Annotated in this window: 13 protein-coding genes and 1 pseudogene; 7 read left to right on the top strand and 7 right to left on the bottom strand. The window is 35.9% G+C overall.

Features of this window, described 5'->3' with window-relative positions:
* From ABIQ27_RS00960 to ABIQ27_RS00935, 6 genes and pseudogenes are all read left to right on the top strand, one after another.
* Window positions 1–660: pseudogene (locus tag ABIQ27_RS00960) on the top strand (peptidase M41); the annotation flags it as partial.
* A 114-nt stretch (window positions 661–774) separates the two neighbouring features.
* Window positions 775–1,380, top strand: a complete 606-nt coding sequence (locus ABIQ27_RS00955; RefSeq protein ID WP_348031193.1) for an LUD domain-containing protein — start codon at window positions 775–777, stop codon at window positions 1,378–1,380.
* Between the two features lies 1 nt (window position 1,381).
* Entirely contained in the window at window positions 1,382–2,206 is an 825-nt protein-coding gene (locus ABIQ27_RS00950; RefSeq protein WP_348031191.1) for a phosphatidate cytidylyltransferase, read from the top strand.
* Complete coding sequence (locus tag ABIQ27_RS00945) at window positions 2,196–2,849, top strand: phosphatidylserine decarboxylase family protein (protein WP_348031189.1); 654 nt, start codon at window positions 2,196–2,198, stop codon at window positions 2,847–2,849. Before ABIQ27_RS00950 ends, ABIQ27_RS00945 begins: the two co-directional genes overlap by 11 nt.
* 5 nt (window positions 2,850–2,854) lie before the next feature.
* Entirely contained in the window at window positions 2,855–3,127 is a 273-nt protein-coding gene (locus ABIQ27_RS00940; RefSeq protein WP_348031187.1) for an acyl-CoA-binding protein, read from the top strand.
* Window positions 3,128–3,134: 7 nt separating this feature from the next.
* The gene (locus ABIQ27_RS00935) at window positions 3,135–3,911 is read left to right on the top strand and encodes a superoxide dismutase (RefSeq protein ID WP_348031186.1); all 777 of its coding nucleotides are present in this window, start codon (window positions 3,135–3,137) and stop codon (window positions 3,909–3,911) included.
* Window positions 3,912–3,956: 45 nt separating this feature from the next.
* Here ABIQ27_RS00935 and ABIQ27_RS00930 read toward each other — a convergent pair whose 3' ends face one another.
* From ABIQ27_RS00930 to ABIQ27_RS00905, 6 genes are all read right to left on the bottom strand, one after another.
* Complete coding sequence (locus ABIQ27_RS00930) at window positions 3,957–5,537, bottom strand: NADP-dependent glyceraldehyde-3-phosphate dehydrogenase (protein WP_348031184.1); 1,581 nt, start codon at window positions 5,535–5,537, stop codon at window positions 3,957–3,959.
* Between the two features lie 104 nt (window positions 5,538–5,641).
* Window positions 5,642–7,927, bottom strand: coding sequence for a TonB-dependent receptor (locus ABIQ27_RS00925; protein WP_348031183.1), 2,286 nt, complete (start codon window positions 7,925–7,927; stop codon window positions 5,642–5,644).
* Complete coding sequence (locus ABIQ27_RS00920; RefSeq protein ID WP_348031181.1) at window positions 7,924–8,829, bottom strand: FecR domain-containing protein; 906 nt, start codon at window positions 8,827–8,829, stop codon at window positions 7,924–7,926. Before ABIQ27_RS00920 ends, ABIQ27_RS00925 begins: the two co-directional genes overlap by 4 nt.
* 11 nt (window positions 8,830–8,840) lie before the next feature.
* Window positions 8,841–9,365 carry a sigma-70 family RNA polymerase sigma factor gene (locus tag ABIQ27_RS00915; RefSeq protein ID WP_348031179.1) on the bottom strand — a complete coding sequence of 175 codons (525 nt, stop codon included), beginning with the start codon at window positions 9,363–9,365 and terminating at the stop codon, window positions 8,841–8,843.
* Between the two features lie 69 nt (window positions 9,366–9,434).
* The gene (locus tag ABIQ27_RS00910) at window positions 9,435–10,490 is read right to left on the bottom strand and encodes a hypothetical protein (protein ID WP_348031177.1); all 1,056 of its coding nucleotides are present in this window, start codon (window positions 10,488–10,490) and stop codon (window positions 9,435–9,437) included.
* Window positions 10,491–10,572: 82 nt separating this feature from the next.
* Entirely contained in the window at window positions 10,573–12,135 is a 1,563-nt protein-coding gene (locus ABIQ27_RS00905; protein ID WP_348031174.1) for an FAD-dependent protein, read from the bottom strand.
* Between the two features lie 79 nt (window positions 12,136–12,214).
* Here ABIQ27_RS00905 and ABIQ27_RS00900 point away from each other — a divergent pair, with 79 nt between their 5' ends.
* Window positions 12,215–12,451, top strand: a complete 237-nt coding sequence (locus ABIQ27_RS00900; RefSeq protein WP_348031172.1) for a hypothetical protein — start codon at window positions 12,215–12,217, stop codon at window positions 12,449–12,451.
* 56 nt (window positions 12,452–12,507) lie between these two features.
* Here the strand turns inward: ABIQ27_RS00900 and ABIQ27_RS00895 are convergent.
* Window positions 12,508–14,357: RecQ family ATP-dependent DNA helicase (locus ABIQ27_RS00895; protein WP_348031170.1), on the bottom strand; the 1,850-nt coding region annotated here is incomplete at its 5' end.

Below are 14,357 nucleotides of genomic sequence, written 5' to 3'. Positions count from 1 at the left end.
CAAGACTTTTTAGATGCTGTTGACAGAATTGTTGGTGGATTAGAAAAGAAAAATAAAATCGTAACCACCGAAGAGAAGCATGCCATTGCTGTACACGAAGCTGGTCATGCAACTGTAAGCTGGATGCTGGAACATGCTGCTCCTTTAATAAAAGTTACTATCGTTCCAAGAGGACAAAGTTTAGGTGCTGCCTGGTATTTACCGGAAGAGCGATTAATTGTCCGTACAGAGCAAATGCTTGATGAAATGTGTGCGACTATGGGCGGAAGAGCAGCAGAACAAGTTGTTTTTGGTAAAATTTCAACTGGAGCCTTGAGCGATTTGGAAAAAGTAACACGACAAGCACGTGCCATGGTTACCATTTATGGACTAAATGACAAATTAGGTAACATCACTTATTACGATTCAACCGGACAAAGCGAATACAATTTCTCAAAACCTTATTCTGAAGAAACGGCATTAGTGATTGATAGAGAGATTTCGACCCTGATTGAAAATGAATATCAAAGAGCTATAAAAATCCTGCAGGAAAATAAAGAAAAACTGGAGCAACTTGCTGCTATCCTGATAGAAAAAGAAGTTATTTTCAAAGATGACTTACAAAATATATTTGGCAAAAGACCTTTTGACCCACCAGCTGAAGAAACTGAAATAGTTTAGGCTAATTAGGTTTTTAACATTTTTTTAAAATCTTAATTCAAAACATACTTTTGAATTAAGATTTTTTTATCTTTGAAGGATTTCAATTTTAAACCAGATTATACCAAAACAAGCATGAGTCTTTTCAGAAAAATTTTTGGCACCGGTAATGATGCCTCTGACGAAGAAAGTCAAAGCGAATTCAATAATGTTCCTTCAAGCTTTTCATTACTTCCTGTAGATGAAAAGTTCACTTATAACTTCAAAAAAAATGGCGGTAAGTTTTTATACTGTGAAAATTTAAGCGAAGTAAAAGATCAGTTTCTGAATATTTTAGAAGAAAATGATTGGTTTGAATGCGAAGCTTTATGTTACGAGCCAAAGCTTTATAGCATGTTGGATGAAAATAAGCTCAAATACGACAAACCAGCAAGCCCAAAATTTTTATTTGCCAGTTGTGAAAACCTGATCGCAGATGAAGGTTCTGTACTTTTTTCTTCTAATCAAATCAAGCAGAACAAACCAAATGATTTGCCAAACAACATCATTATCTTAGCAACTACTAGTCAGATTTTAGAAGCTAAAAGCGATGGTCTTCGTGTAATTAAGAAGAAATACGAAAAAGACTATCCAACAAATATTACCACTATAAAGTATTTTGAGAAAGCAAAAGATGAAGACTTTCTTCAATACGGAAGCACTGCAAAAAACTTATACCTGCTGCTTCTAGAAGATTTATAAAATGAACGAAACGCTAAAGAGATCATTATCAGGTGCTGTTTATGTTGCGCTGCTTTTGATTGCTACTTCCTATTCTGTTAACAGTTTTTATGTTCTGTTCGGAATATTTATGCTGATTGCGGTTTATGAATTTTGCCGATTAGTCAAGCTGAATATAATACTTCCTCTTCTTTTTGGCGCTTCCACTTACACACTTGCAACCTATTCCAAAAAGGAATATTTACCCGATTCAGATCATATTAACGATGGACTGCTTTTACTGGCTACATTATTTGTTTCGATTAAATGTTTGCACTTACTTTTCATTTCAAAAAAAGATAAAATAGATAAGCTCTCAAAATACATCTATGTTATAGGCTATGTAATTTTTCCATTTATTTTAATTTCGAAGATTCCTTTCGGCAAGCATGCTCTTTATAATCCCCAAATTATAATCAGCATCTTCATCCTAATCTGGACGAATGATACCTTTGCGTATGTTGTTGGGAAATCAATTGGAAAACACAAACTAATCGAACGAATATCTCCTAAAAAGACTGTTGAAGGTTTTTTTGGCGGAATGCTGTTTTCGGTAATTGCCGGAATTTTAATTTCAAAATTCTATATTGGTGGTTCCATTTTTATTTGGACAGTAAGTCCGATAATTATTAGTATATTTAGTACTTTAGGTGACTTAATCGAATCTAAATTTAAAAGAATCGCAGCTGTAAAAGACAGCGGAAATATAATGCCCGGACATGGCGGTATTCTAGATCGCTTGGATAGTATTATATTTGTAGCACCATTTGTTTATTTGTTTTATCAAATCTTATATTATGTTTCATAAAGAAGGCGGAAAAATTATTTTAATAGCAACGACATTAACAGTAATAATTACGCTGTTTGCACCAAAGCTGACTACAATTCCTTGGTTAGAAAAAACGATTCAAATTGCGGCTTTGTTTTTTTTACTAATGATTTTACAATTTTTCAGAAACCCAAACAGAAGAATAGAAGCAAATGACAAAGTTGTACTTGCTCCTGTTGATGGAAAAGTAGTTGTTATTGAAGAAGTTTATGAAGACGAATATTTCAAAGACAAACGTTTGCAGGTTTCAATTTTTATGTCGCCGATAAATGTCCATGTTACCCGTTACGCCGTTAGCGGAAAGATAAAATACAGCAAATACCATCCGGGAAAATACTTGGTTGCCTGGCATCCAAAAGCAAGCACTGAAAATGAAAGAACAACTGTTGTAATTGAGAACAGAGTTTTTGGTGAAATTCTTTACCGTCAGATTGCCGGTGCCTTGGCCCGCAGAATTGTAAACTACGCCGAAGTAGGAATGCAGGTTCGCCAGGGCGATGATGCCGGTTTTATTAAATTCGGTTCCAGAGTCGATATGTTTTTTCCATTAGGTACAAAAGTAGAAGTGAAACTTCAGCAAAATGCTGTCGGAAACCAAACGGTTATTGCAATAAAAGAATAAACCAAATGGATGAAAAAGAATTAGATATTCGATTTCAGGAAGCAGTAGAAATTGCTTCAAAAATGTCACAATCTGAGCTTCCGCAAGATGTGCAATTGCGATTGTATGCCTATTATAAACAAGCCACTTTCGGAACCATAAGTTACAATTCCTCTTCCGATTTTGATTTGCGAAACGCCTTTAAAACCAATGCCTGGATGCAAATCAGCCATTTATCAGTTGACGAAGCCAAAGAACTTTATATAGAAGCAATCAACGAAATTGCAACTAAAAAATAATACATTTATGAAAAATATTTTTACAATAGTATTATGCTTTTCCTTCATACTATTGCTCCCTTCATGCAAAAGAAAAAAACTTACCGAAGTTGTTGAAGTTCCATTACCATCAGCTGAAGAAAAAATAACTATTGGCCAACCTGATGATGTAAGCGCCAGCGATGGTCAATTCTCGTTGGTAAAATTACCTTATGAATACAATGCGCTTTCACCAAGCATCGATATCCTAACGATGGAAATGCACTATTCAAAACATTATCTAACGTATACAAACAACCTAAATAAATTAATAGTCGAAGATCCAACATTAATTGATTTAAGCATTGAAGATATCTTGAAAAAATGTGACGGAACTAATGCTGATTTAAAAAATAATGCCGGTGGTTATTATAATCATAGCTTATTTTGGGAAGGCATGTCGCCAAAATCCGGTGGACAACCTAAAGACACCTTAGCCTCGCTTATTACCAGAGATTTCGGCTCATTTGAAGTATTTAAAACACAATTTTCTGATGCTGCAGATAAACAATTCGGTTCAGGATGGGCTTGGTTAGTTGTTGATAAAACCGGAAAATTGGCAGTGACCAGCACACCAAATCAGGACAATCCTTTGATGCCAAAACAAACAGTTTCGGGCACACCAATTTTGAATCTTGATGTTTGGGAACATGCCTATTACTTAGATTATCAATACAAACGAAAAAGATACATCGACAATTTCTTCAAAATAATCAATTGGAAAAAAATTTCTGAACGCTATGAAGAAGCGGTCACGAAGAAGTAAACCTCATGAAAAAGTCCTCTCGTTCTATTACGAGAGGACTTTTTTTTATAGAATGTAATCGGTGTTAATAAAATTCGATTCGTTACTATTTAGCAATTCCTGTAAAATAGCATTGTTATATGCATTGTCTTTGGAAGCGACAAACGTCCGAATGGAAAACGAACGCAAAGCATCATGAATACTCAACGTCCCGACAGCAGAATCTTTTCTTCCGGTAAACGGATACACATCCGGACCACGCTGACATGAGCTGTTTAAATTCACACGGCAAACTAAATTCACCAAAGTATCAATAAGCGGCGCAATGGTTTTGATGTCTTTTCCAAACAGACTCACTTGTTGTCCATAATTTGATTCTGCCATATCGTTCAACGGTTCCTGAATGTCTTTGAAAGTCAAAATTGGAATTACCGGTCCAAATTGCTCTTCGTGATACACACGCATTTCTTTATTTATCGGAAATAAAACCGCCGGGAAAATATAGTTTTCTGAACGTTCTCCGCCTTTCTTATTAATGACTTTAGCGCCTTTACTTGTCGCATCATCAATTAATTCCTGAATATAATCAGGTTTGTCTTTTTCTGGTAATGGTGTCAATGAAACGCCTTTCTCCCATGGATTCCCAAAAGGAAGTGCGTCAACTTTTTCAGCAAATCTTCGGTTGAATTCTGGAGCAATTGATTCGTGAACATATAAAATCTTTAGTGCCGTACAACGTTGCCCATTAAAAGACAAAGTTCCCATGATACATTCCTGAATGGCCAAATCTAAATCGGCATCTGGCAAAATAATCGCAGGATTCTTAGCTTCCAAACCTAAAATTAGACGCAAACGGTTTTTATTTGGATGCAAATCCTGCAAAGCAATCGCAGATTTACTATTTCCAATCAAAGCTAAAATATCTACTTTGCCTGATTTCATAATCGGTGAAGCCACTTCTCTGCCTCTGCCATAAACAATATTGATAACGCCTTTTGGGAAGCTACTTCTAAACGCTTCGAGTAATGGCGAAATCAATAAAACGCCATGTTTTGCCGGTTTAAAAATCACAGTATTTCCCATGATGATAGCCGGAATCAGCAACGAAAAAGTTTCATTCAAAGGATAATTATAAGGTCCGAGACACAACACAACTCCCAATGGTCCACGGCGAACCATGGCATTTACGCCTTGACTTTTGGTAAATCGCGCATTGCTTCTGTCGAGTTCTTTATAATCCTCAATCGTGTCATAAATGTATTCGACAGTTCTGTCAAATTCTTTTTCCGAATCGGGTAATGATTTTCCAATTTCCCACATCAAATATTTTACTACTTCGCTTCGGACAGCTTTCATTTGTGTCACAAAATTTTCCATGCATTTGATACGGTCAATAACTTTCATCGTTGGCCACAACCCTTGTCCATTGTCATAAGCAGCAACAGCAGATTTTACAACTTCTTCAGCTCCAACTTCACCCATTGTTGGAATTGAGCCTAATAATGTAGGCGCATATTCTTGAGTTGAAGAAATAGTTGAATAAACTGAAGACGTTTTTCCAGTCCATTTTTTTAGCTGGCCATCAACAAGATAAGTATCCTGATGCAATAAATCTGTTATCTGAAATTCGGTTGGAATAGTATTCATAAAAATTGATTTTCTATAAAATTACTACTTTGGTTAAAACCATCGACAGACTTTTTGAAAAAGAAATTAACTATAACGATGTAAAAAAGTTAGTGACTGTAATATTACAGATTCACTCTGAAAAACACATTCGGCATGATACCTAAAGTGTAATAATTCTGCATCGCATATCTAGGTGTGATAAAATCGGAAACGTTTGTATATTTTCGTTCAAACTCTTTACTGATAAGATCGTTGTGATTATAAACATTATAAACGGAAACGCCAATCTTATAAGCCTTTCCTTTTTTGTCTTGGAACTGATAACTACCCGAAATATCCAAACGGTGATAATCGGGTAATCGTTCTGAATTATAGGATGTGATTTCTCCCGAGTCATTAATGGTGCTGAAAGGCTTTCCACTGTGCCAAAACCAGCCGGCTGTTAACAAAAAGTTATTCCATTTTTTATTAAAGGCAATAGTAAAACTGTGCTTGATGTCGGCGTTGGAACTGAAATAGTCTCCATCGTTTACCGTTTCAAACTGATTTTGAGAATCTTCATATGTATAGGTTATCCAGGCACGCCATGTTGCTGCACTTTTCTGAAGCAGAAAGTCAACTCCTTTGGTAAATCCTTTTCCCTGATGAATATTATTATCATTCTGACTCAAAAAACCCAAAGTAAACGACGTAATTCCAGTGATGTTTTTATAATAAGCATCAACATCAATTAGCCAATTATTCTTTTTGAAAATAATTCCTGAAGTATATTGATTGGCTTTTTGAATCGGATATTCAGCATTGTCCGAAAGTATCCAGACATAATTCTCCAGACTCAAATCATTGGCTACATTTTCTTTAACCTGGCTCAAAACCTGGCTTCTTCGTTCATACGATAGTTGCCAAATCAATGATTCTGAAAAAGTTTTTTGAATCAGTAATCGGGGTTCCAAACTTGACGCTTTCATTTGGCTATAGAAATTATAGCGCAATCCGGGTTGGAAATTCCAGTTTCCTAAGTCTTTTTTGAAATAAACAAAACCGGCATGTGTAAGGTTATAACGATGTCTCAAACTCAAATCAACACCAATATCCTGATTGTAACTGTTGAACAAATGCGAAATGTCATTTCCAAAAACATGGTAACCAAATTCCAGTTTGGATTGCTCATCAATTTGATATCCAAAATTAATTTCTGCACCCGAATCTACTACTCTATTCAGTTTTTTAAAAGCTTCAAATTTGTTGGTATCATAGTCTTGTTTTTTGAGGTAATCAAAACTATACAACGAATAGGAAACCAAGATTTTTTGAATAAATTTTGGACTGTATTTCTGAATCCAATTCAGGCTGAAACCATAGTTTTCAATGCTCATTTTCTGATTACTGATACTATCGCTTGTGATGACATTTTTATAATCCAAATCGTTTTTAATAACCAAACCTGAAAGTGAAATTTCGGTTTTTGGGTTTGGTTTAAAATTCAGCTTTGATGAAAAATCGTAGAATTTAAACTGGTTGCCATTATCAAATTCTTTGAAGTTGGTATTCTGAAAAACTTTGCTTTCTAATTGGTTGAACGTTGGTGATTGAATCCATTCTGTATAGGATTTTCTTCCCGAAAGCTGTAGACCTAATTTGTCTTTCACCAAAGGTGTTTGCACATAAGCATCAATATTCAATGCATTGATTCCGGCGTTGAGTTTGGTTTTATCCGAAATTTTATCTGTGGATTTAATATCAATAATTCCTGAAACCCTTTCGCCGAACTGGGGATTAACAGCTTTGTTGTAGTAATTCACGGTTTGCTCTACGTTTGGATTGATACTCGAAATCATTCCGAATAAATGTCCGGGATGATACAACCGAATTCCGTCCATCAGGATTAAATTCTGATCAGAAGTTCCGCCGCGAATGTACAAACCTGTAGCTGTTTCGTTAGGGCTTTTTACGCCAGGTAATTGTTGGAGTGACAATAAAATATCGGCGTCCGTTACACCCGGAAGTGTTTGCACCTTTTGAGGAGAAATGACATAATTTTGATTGGTTTTGCGAATGCCTTTGTCCAAAAACTCTTCGACGATAACTTCTTTCAACAGGTTAGCTTTCTCAGGTATTTCTTTTTGATTAATCGAATAAAAACGCTCATTGATTTTGACTACTTTCAGCGTGGATTGTTTTTCAATTTCGGTATTGATTTCAGCTAAATCATATAGTTTTTTGGGCAACGAAATTCGTTGTGAAATCACTAATGAATCTACATAGGAATATTTAACATCAAATGCTTTCTCGATATCGGAAAGCACTTTGGTGAGTTTGGCATTGGTATAAGTAAATTGCTCTTTTTTTTGTGACAAAACCAGCTGTGTCAAAAGCAAAAAAAAGCAACACAAAACTATTTTTTTCATTCAGAAATGATAATTTTTCCAGTATTGTTTTTAGTAAATTTTAAATGCATTGGCAGACAAATGGATTGCAAAGCCACCTGTAAATCTTTGTTTGTAAAAGTTCCTGTGAATTTTACTTCTTTTATATTGTTGGGAAACGCCACATCGACATTGTATTGATTTTCGAATTGGTTGATTACATAATGAATCGGCACATTTTTAAAAGACGATTCACCCGAAATCCATGACGGTTTAACAGCAGTTTTGGATGCCCAATTCTCGGAAATACTATGGTAAAAACGAACACTTTCTCCACGTGTCAAAATCGTTGATTTTTCTTTTTGCGTGACTTTAACTTTGCCTTCATAACAAACTACTTCAAAGAAATCATCAAAGGCAATTACATTGAATTTGGTTCCCAAAACACGAACATCACCCAACGCAGTTTCTACTGTAAAAGCGCTTCCTTTTTGGACTTCAAAAAATGCTTCACCTTCGAGTTGCAAGGTTCTTTTGTACTTGAAAATATTGGAATAAGCTAAAGTTGATTTTGAATTCAAAGATACTTTTGAATTATCGGCTAATGTTATGATTTCTGTATTTCCATAACCGGTTGCAATTTTATTTTCAGCAATAAAAGAATAATACAAGCTAAAAAAGATTAGCAAGCCGGCAGCAATTGAAGCATAGCGCCATATCGGAACAACTTTTACTTGTTTGGTTTGCTTTTTATCAGCTAATTTTTGTTTGATAGCAATGAAGTTTTGCTCCAAATCCGGGTTGGTAATTTCAACACCGCTTAGTGTATTTTTTATCTTTTGAAAAGCTACAAAATCTTCTGCCGAAACCAATCCTTTTAATTGCTCATCTGTGATTTTATTGGCTAACCAATCTGATAAATACGTTTCGTTTATCTCTTCCATCTTATAATTTTTCAAACGTTTTTCACTACTTTTCTTAAAGACAATAATGCCTGATGCATTCTTTTTTCAACTGCTTTTACCGATAAATCTAATGAGGCTGCAATTTCTGTATACGACTGATTATCAAAACGGTTCATTAAAAATACGGTTCTTTGCTTTTCGGGCAAATCGTTTATGGCTTTTTCTAATAAAGTTTTCAATTCGGTTTCCTCCATTAAAAACTCAGGTGATTCTTTGTGAAATGACTTTGGTTTAAACTGAACTCCAAAATTAGCTACTACCTGATTATGTTTAATTTTATTCAGCGAAAGCCTGATTGCGGTTGTATATAAAAAGCTTTTGGCTTGTTCCGGTTTCAGTATTTCGCAATTTTCCCAAAGTTTGACAAAAGCATTTTGAGCTACATCTTCAGCGCTTTCAATATCACCTCTGAATTTATATACCAAAAAGTTCCGCAACACTTTAAAATTAGTGTCAAAAACCGAACGGAATACCGCATCGGAACAGAGCTTTACGTTTTGGTTTTCTTCGTTCATAGCTTAAATTACAGACACAACCTTATCACTAAGGTTGTGCCGTAATATTTATTTTTTCAATTCTTAAATTTAATTACAATTGTTAGCAATGGCTGCTTCAAATTGTGCCTGGCTGGTGATTACTATAGTATGCGGGCCTGTAGCCGTATTGAAAGTAGCTGTTACCGGATAATGAAAAGCAGGAATACTGCTCTGTGCAGGGAAATAATATTGCAACAAGTTGTCATTATTATTTACTGTCTGCAATGCACCTTGATATTGAATTTGCACAGGATAAGACATATTAAAACAAGTTCCTAAAACGCTTCCAAAATCGATACTAACTACCGGATTACAATTTACAAAGTCTGCAGCAGTAAATCCATCACATTCAGCATGGCAAGCATTAGAATATTCAACTATTCCTGTAGCCGTGTGCACACAAACTGGGCTATAATCGGCTGTACAAATACAATCACTGCTAGGACAATCATTATTCAAAGCAAAAAATTCGTATAAATTATGGATTACTATTGTTTCATCATTTTGAACCACTGAAATCGGGAATACAATGTTTAACTGATAACTAACGGTACCAGCCGGATTTGCTGAAACTAATTCTACCAATTCCGTTTGGTTGTTTACGAGTATTGTCTCATTATTGGCATTGATAACCGAAATTGGAAAAACAATAGAATAGCAAGTGAAATCAAGCACAGTGTTATTAACTGTATAGAAAGTACAATCCTGGATTAAAGCAAAGAATTCTTCTTCATTATGGATAGTTGTAATAGCTCCTTCATGTTGAACCTGAAAAGGAAATTCGATTCCATCAATATATAAGGCTGATGTTTCATTGGATAAAATTTCAATTAACCCATTATAAGAAGCAACGCTTATTACTGTTCCGTTGTTATATGAAAGATTTATTGGGTATACAAAATTGAAGCAAAGCAACTGATCCTGAGTGGAAGTTGTATTTTTCCCGTTGATGTTGTTGGCTTTTTTGACTTCGTTAAGCGTAGTTCTCAAAGAAATACTCTTTGTCGTCACCACTTCATTTTCAACCGGATTATTATCGGTACAAGAATAAAACCCTGCGACAGTAACTGTCAATAGCAATAGTAAAATTTTAATTTTTTTCATCTTATTTATAATTTAGTGTTTAAAGGTTAGACAACACAAAATGCCATCACCCTACTTTTTTAAAAATAAAAATGAAATTTACTTATTTTAAAAGACTTTGAGCAATCTTCAAGGCACATTTTTCGCCGTCGATGGCTGCTGAAATGATTCCGCCTGCAAATCCGGCGCCTTCGCCACATGGATATAAGCCTTTAATTTGTGGATGTTCCAATGTTTCATTATCACGCGGAATCCTAACCGGCGATGAAGTTCTGCTTTCGGGAGCATGAAGAATGGCTTCATTGGTCATATAACCGCGAATTGCTTTTCCAAATTCACTGAATCCTTCCCGCATTATTTGAGTTAAAAAATCTGGAAAAACCTGTCCCATTTCTACTGAAGTTGTTCCCGGAACATAAGATGTTTTCGGAATCGAAGCAGAAACTTTGCTTTGTGTAAAATCAATCATGCGTTGTGCCGGAACTTTTTGAGTTTCTCCAGCCAAATGCCATGCTTTTTGTTCGATGCTTTTCTGAAATTCCATTCCGGCTAAAGGGCCAAATTTTTCAAAAGGTTTGAAATCTTCTAATTTTAATTCGACTACAATTCCTGAATTGGCTGTTGCCTGATCTCGCTTTGATGGCGACCAGCCATTGGTCACCACTTCTCCCGGACTTGTAGCACAAGGCGCAATTACGCCACCTGGGCACATACAAAACGAATACATTCCGCGACCATTCACCTGCTTCACAATTGAATAAGGTGCCGGTGGTAAATACTCGCCACGATAATCGCAACTGTACTGAATTTTATCAATCAATTCCTGCGAATGTTCTGCGCGAACGCCAAGCGCAAAAGGTTTGGCTTCGATAAAAATCTTTTTTCTGTCAAGTAACTCAAAAATATCACGAGCTGAATGTCCGGTTGCTAAAATCAATTTATTGGCAGAAATCGTATCGCCATTTTGAGTAATAACGCCTTGCATTTCATTGTTTTTTACAACGAAATCAATCACTCTTGTTTCGAACAAAACTTTCCCGCCACATTCGATTATTTTCTCCCGAATGTCCTGAATGATTTGCGGTAATTTATTGGTTCCGATATGAGGATGTGCTTCGACTAAAATATCGGGCGTAGCACCAAAACCAACTAACAATTGCAGAATCCTGTCTACATCGCCACGTTTTTTGGAACGCGTATATAACTTCCCGTCAGAATAAGTTCCTGCTCCACCTTCACCAAAACAATAATTGGAATCTTCGTTTACAATATGGTCAACATTTATGGCTTTTAAATCTCTACGACGGCCGCGAACATCTTTCCCACGCTCGATCACTATTGGTTTTAAACCTAATTCGATTAATTGCAAAGCTGCGAATAATCCGGCTGGACCAGCGCCAACAATGATTACTTCCTGTTTATTGGAAACATTTTCATAGTTAGGAAGTTCATTTTTTTGTTCTGTATATTTTTCATCAATCAGATAGACAGAAACTTTAAGATTGACTTTAATAGATTTTTGACGCGCGTCTATAGAACGTTTTAGAATTACAACTTTAGAAACTAATTTAGTAGAAACCCGAACTATTTGAGCTACATGTTCGTAGAGCAAACTTTCATTTGCTGCTATTTCGGGAGAAACCTGAAGTTGTAGTTCTTGTGGCATTGTGTTGAATTTTGACAAAAATAGCAATTTGAAAATTGTTATTGTAATTTTGTCCCACAACAACTTGGAAAACTATATAATGTCAAGACAAATAAAACTAATTTGGGATTTTCGTGGTGAAGCTTCAGCTAAGACGGCAGAGCATCATGAACTTCATTTGAAAGAATATATTATTCATCAAAAATTGCCATTGCATATCACGGGTTTTGAAATCAAAAATGAAATGCATGCCATAGCTTTTATGGTGGTAACCGATGAATACATGATTCCCGTTCGGGATGCTTTAAAGCCGCATCGTGGAGAAGTATATAAGTAGTTTTCAGTCGCGGTCGCAGTAATCAGAACTGAAAACTGAGACTGTCACTGCACATTTTAATTTGCTACTTCGCTTATAAATTTTATCCGCATCAGGCGTAATTCTTCGATATCGTAATCGCCATCAAATTCCTTTAATGCATCTTCTATTTTATCTGATTCAGAATCCATAAAATAGTCGTGGATTTCTTCCTGTTGGTCTTCGTCTAGGATTTCATTAACCCAGTAACTTATGTTTAATTTGGTTCCGGAATAGACGATTTGTTCCATTTCTTTCAACAGATTATCCATCGTAAATCCTTTGGCTTTAGCTATATCCTCGAGTGACAGTTTTCTGTCTATATTTTGAATGATGTACAATTTGTTAGCTGAATTTACTCCTGTAGATTTTACAACTAAGTCATCTGGGCGGATGATATCATTATCTTCAACATATCGTGCAATAAGTTCAATAAACTCATTGCCGTATTTTTTTGCTTTTCCTTCACCAACTCCGTGTGTGTTTGTCAATTCGTCAATCGTAATTGGATATTTCAACGCCATATCTTCTAACGATGGATCCTGAAAAACCACAAATGGAGGAACACCTAATTTCTTAGCTACTTTTTTACGCAACTCGCGCAACATTCCCATCAAAGCTTCATCAGCAGTTCCGCCACTTTTTGATGCCGTTACGATTGCATCATCCTCAGCTTCATTATATTCGTGATCTTCCGACATCATAAAAGATGTAGGCTTGCTTATAAACTCATGCCCTTTGTCTGATACTTTTAAAATACCATAGGTTTCAATATCTTTAGTCAAAAGACCAGCAACCAAAACCTGTCGAATCAAAGCCATCCAATAGCGTTCTTCAAATTTGCTTCCCTTTCCAAAAAAAGTTTGTGAATCGGTTCTGTGTGCTTTAATCATCGCATTTACTCTTCCGATGAGCGTAAAGCAAATTTCTTTTGATTTGTATAAATATTTGGTATCCCGAACTGTTTCTAAAAGCAGCTTGACTTGATCCTGAGCTTCGGTTTTTGTTTTTGGATTGCGGACATTGTCATCCATATCGGCACCTTCACCAGTTTCGCTGTCAAATTCTTCCCCGAAATAATGCAATAAAAATTTGCGCCTCGACATTGAGGTTTCAGCGTAAGCAACAACTTCCTGCAACAAAGCAAATCCAATTTCCTGTTCAGCTACGGGTTTGCCCGACATGAATTTTTCTAACTTTTCTACATCTTTATAAGAATAATAAGCAAGGCAATGACCTTCTCCACCATCGCGACCGCCACGACCAGTTTCCTGATAATAACTTTCCAGTGATTTCGGAATATCATGATGGATTACAAAACGAACATCCGGTTTATCGATTCCCATTCCGAATGCGATGGTAGCCACAACCACATCAACATCTTCCATAAGGAACATATCCTGGTGTTTGGCTCTGGTTTTAGCATCCAAACCTGCGTGATATGGCACAGCGGAAATACCGTTTACTTGTAATACGCCGGCAATTTCTTCCACCTTCTTCCGGCTCAGACAATAAATAATTCCTGACTTCCCTTTATGCTGTTTTATAAAACGAATGATATCGGATTCTATATTTTTTGTTTTGGTACGTACTTCGTAAAACAAATTTGGCCGATTGAAAGATGCTTTAAAAGTCGTAGCATCAGACATATCAAGGTTTTTAAGAATATCTTCCTGCACTTTTGGCGTAGCCGTTGCGGTTAAACCAATAACAGGAACATCACCAATTAGTTTGATGATAGCCTTTAAATTTCGGTATTCTGGTCTGAAATCGTGTCCCCATTCCGAAATACAATGTGCTTCGTCAATGGCGACAAAAGAGATGGTTACATTTTGAAGAAACTCAACGTATTCTTCTTTTGTTAATGATTCAGGTGCTACATATAATA

This window comes from Flavobacterium sp. (genome assembly GCF_039916025.1).
Lineage (GTDB): Bacteria > Bacteroidota > Bacteroidia > Flavobacteriales > Flavobacteriaceae > Flavobacterium.
This window is presented reverse-complemented; position numbering and strand designations above follow the sequence as displayed.

Excerpts from the sequence above, each read along its gene's own strand:
- ABIQ27_RS00955 (WP_348031193.1), top strand. The coding sequence starts at position 775 with ATGAGTCTTTTCAGAAAAATTTTTGGCACCGGTAATGATGCCTCTGAC.
- ABIQ27_RS00950 (WP_348031191.1), top strand. The coding sequence starts at position 1,382 with ATGAACGAAACGCTAAAGAGATCATTATCAGGTGCTGTTTATGTTGCG.
- ABIQ27_RS00945 (WP_348031189.1), top strand. The coding sequence starts at position 2,196 with ATGTTTCATAAAGAAGGCGGAAAAATTATTTTAATAGCAACGACATTA.
- ABIQ27_RS00940 (WP_348031187.1), top strand. The coding sequence starts at position 2,855 with ATGGATGAAAAAGAATTAGATATTCGATTTCAGGAAGCAGTAGAAATT.
- ABIQ27_RS00935 (WP_348031186.1), top strand. The coding sequence starts at position 3,135 with ATGAAAAATATTTTTACAATAGTATTATGCTTTTCCTTCATACTATTG.
- ABIQ27_RS00930 (WP_348031184.1), bottom strand. The coding sequence starts at position 5,537 with ATGAATACTATTCCAACCGAATTTCAGATAACAGATTTATTGCATCAG.
- ABIQ27_RS00925 (WP_348031183.1), bottom strand. The coding sequence starts at position 7,927 with ATGAAAAAAATAGTTTTGTGTTGCTTTTTTTTGCTTTTGACACAGCTG.
- ABIQ27_RS00920 (WP_348031181.1), bottom strand. The coding sequence starts at position 8,829 with ATGGAAGAGATAAACGAAACGTATTTATCAGATTGGTTAGCCAATAAA.
- ABIQ27_RS00915 (WP_348031179.1), bottom strand. The coding sequence starts at position 9,365 with ATGAACGAAGAAAACCAAAACGTAAAGCTCTGTTCCGATGCGGTATTC.
- ABIQ27_RS00910 (WP_348031177.1), bottom strand. The coding sequence starts at position 10,490 with ATGAAAAAAATTAAAATTTTACTATTGCTATTGACAGTTACTGTCGCA.
- ABIQ27_RS00905 (WP_348031174.1), bottom strand. The coding sequence starts at position 12,135 with ATGCCACAAGAACTACAACTTCAGGTTTCTCCCGAAATAGCAGCAAAT.
- ABIQ27_RS00900 (WP_348031172.1), top strand. The coding sequence starts at position 12,215 with ATGTCAAGACAAATAAAACTAATTTGGGATTTTCGTGGTGAAGCTTCA.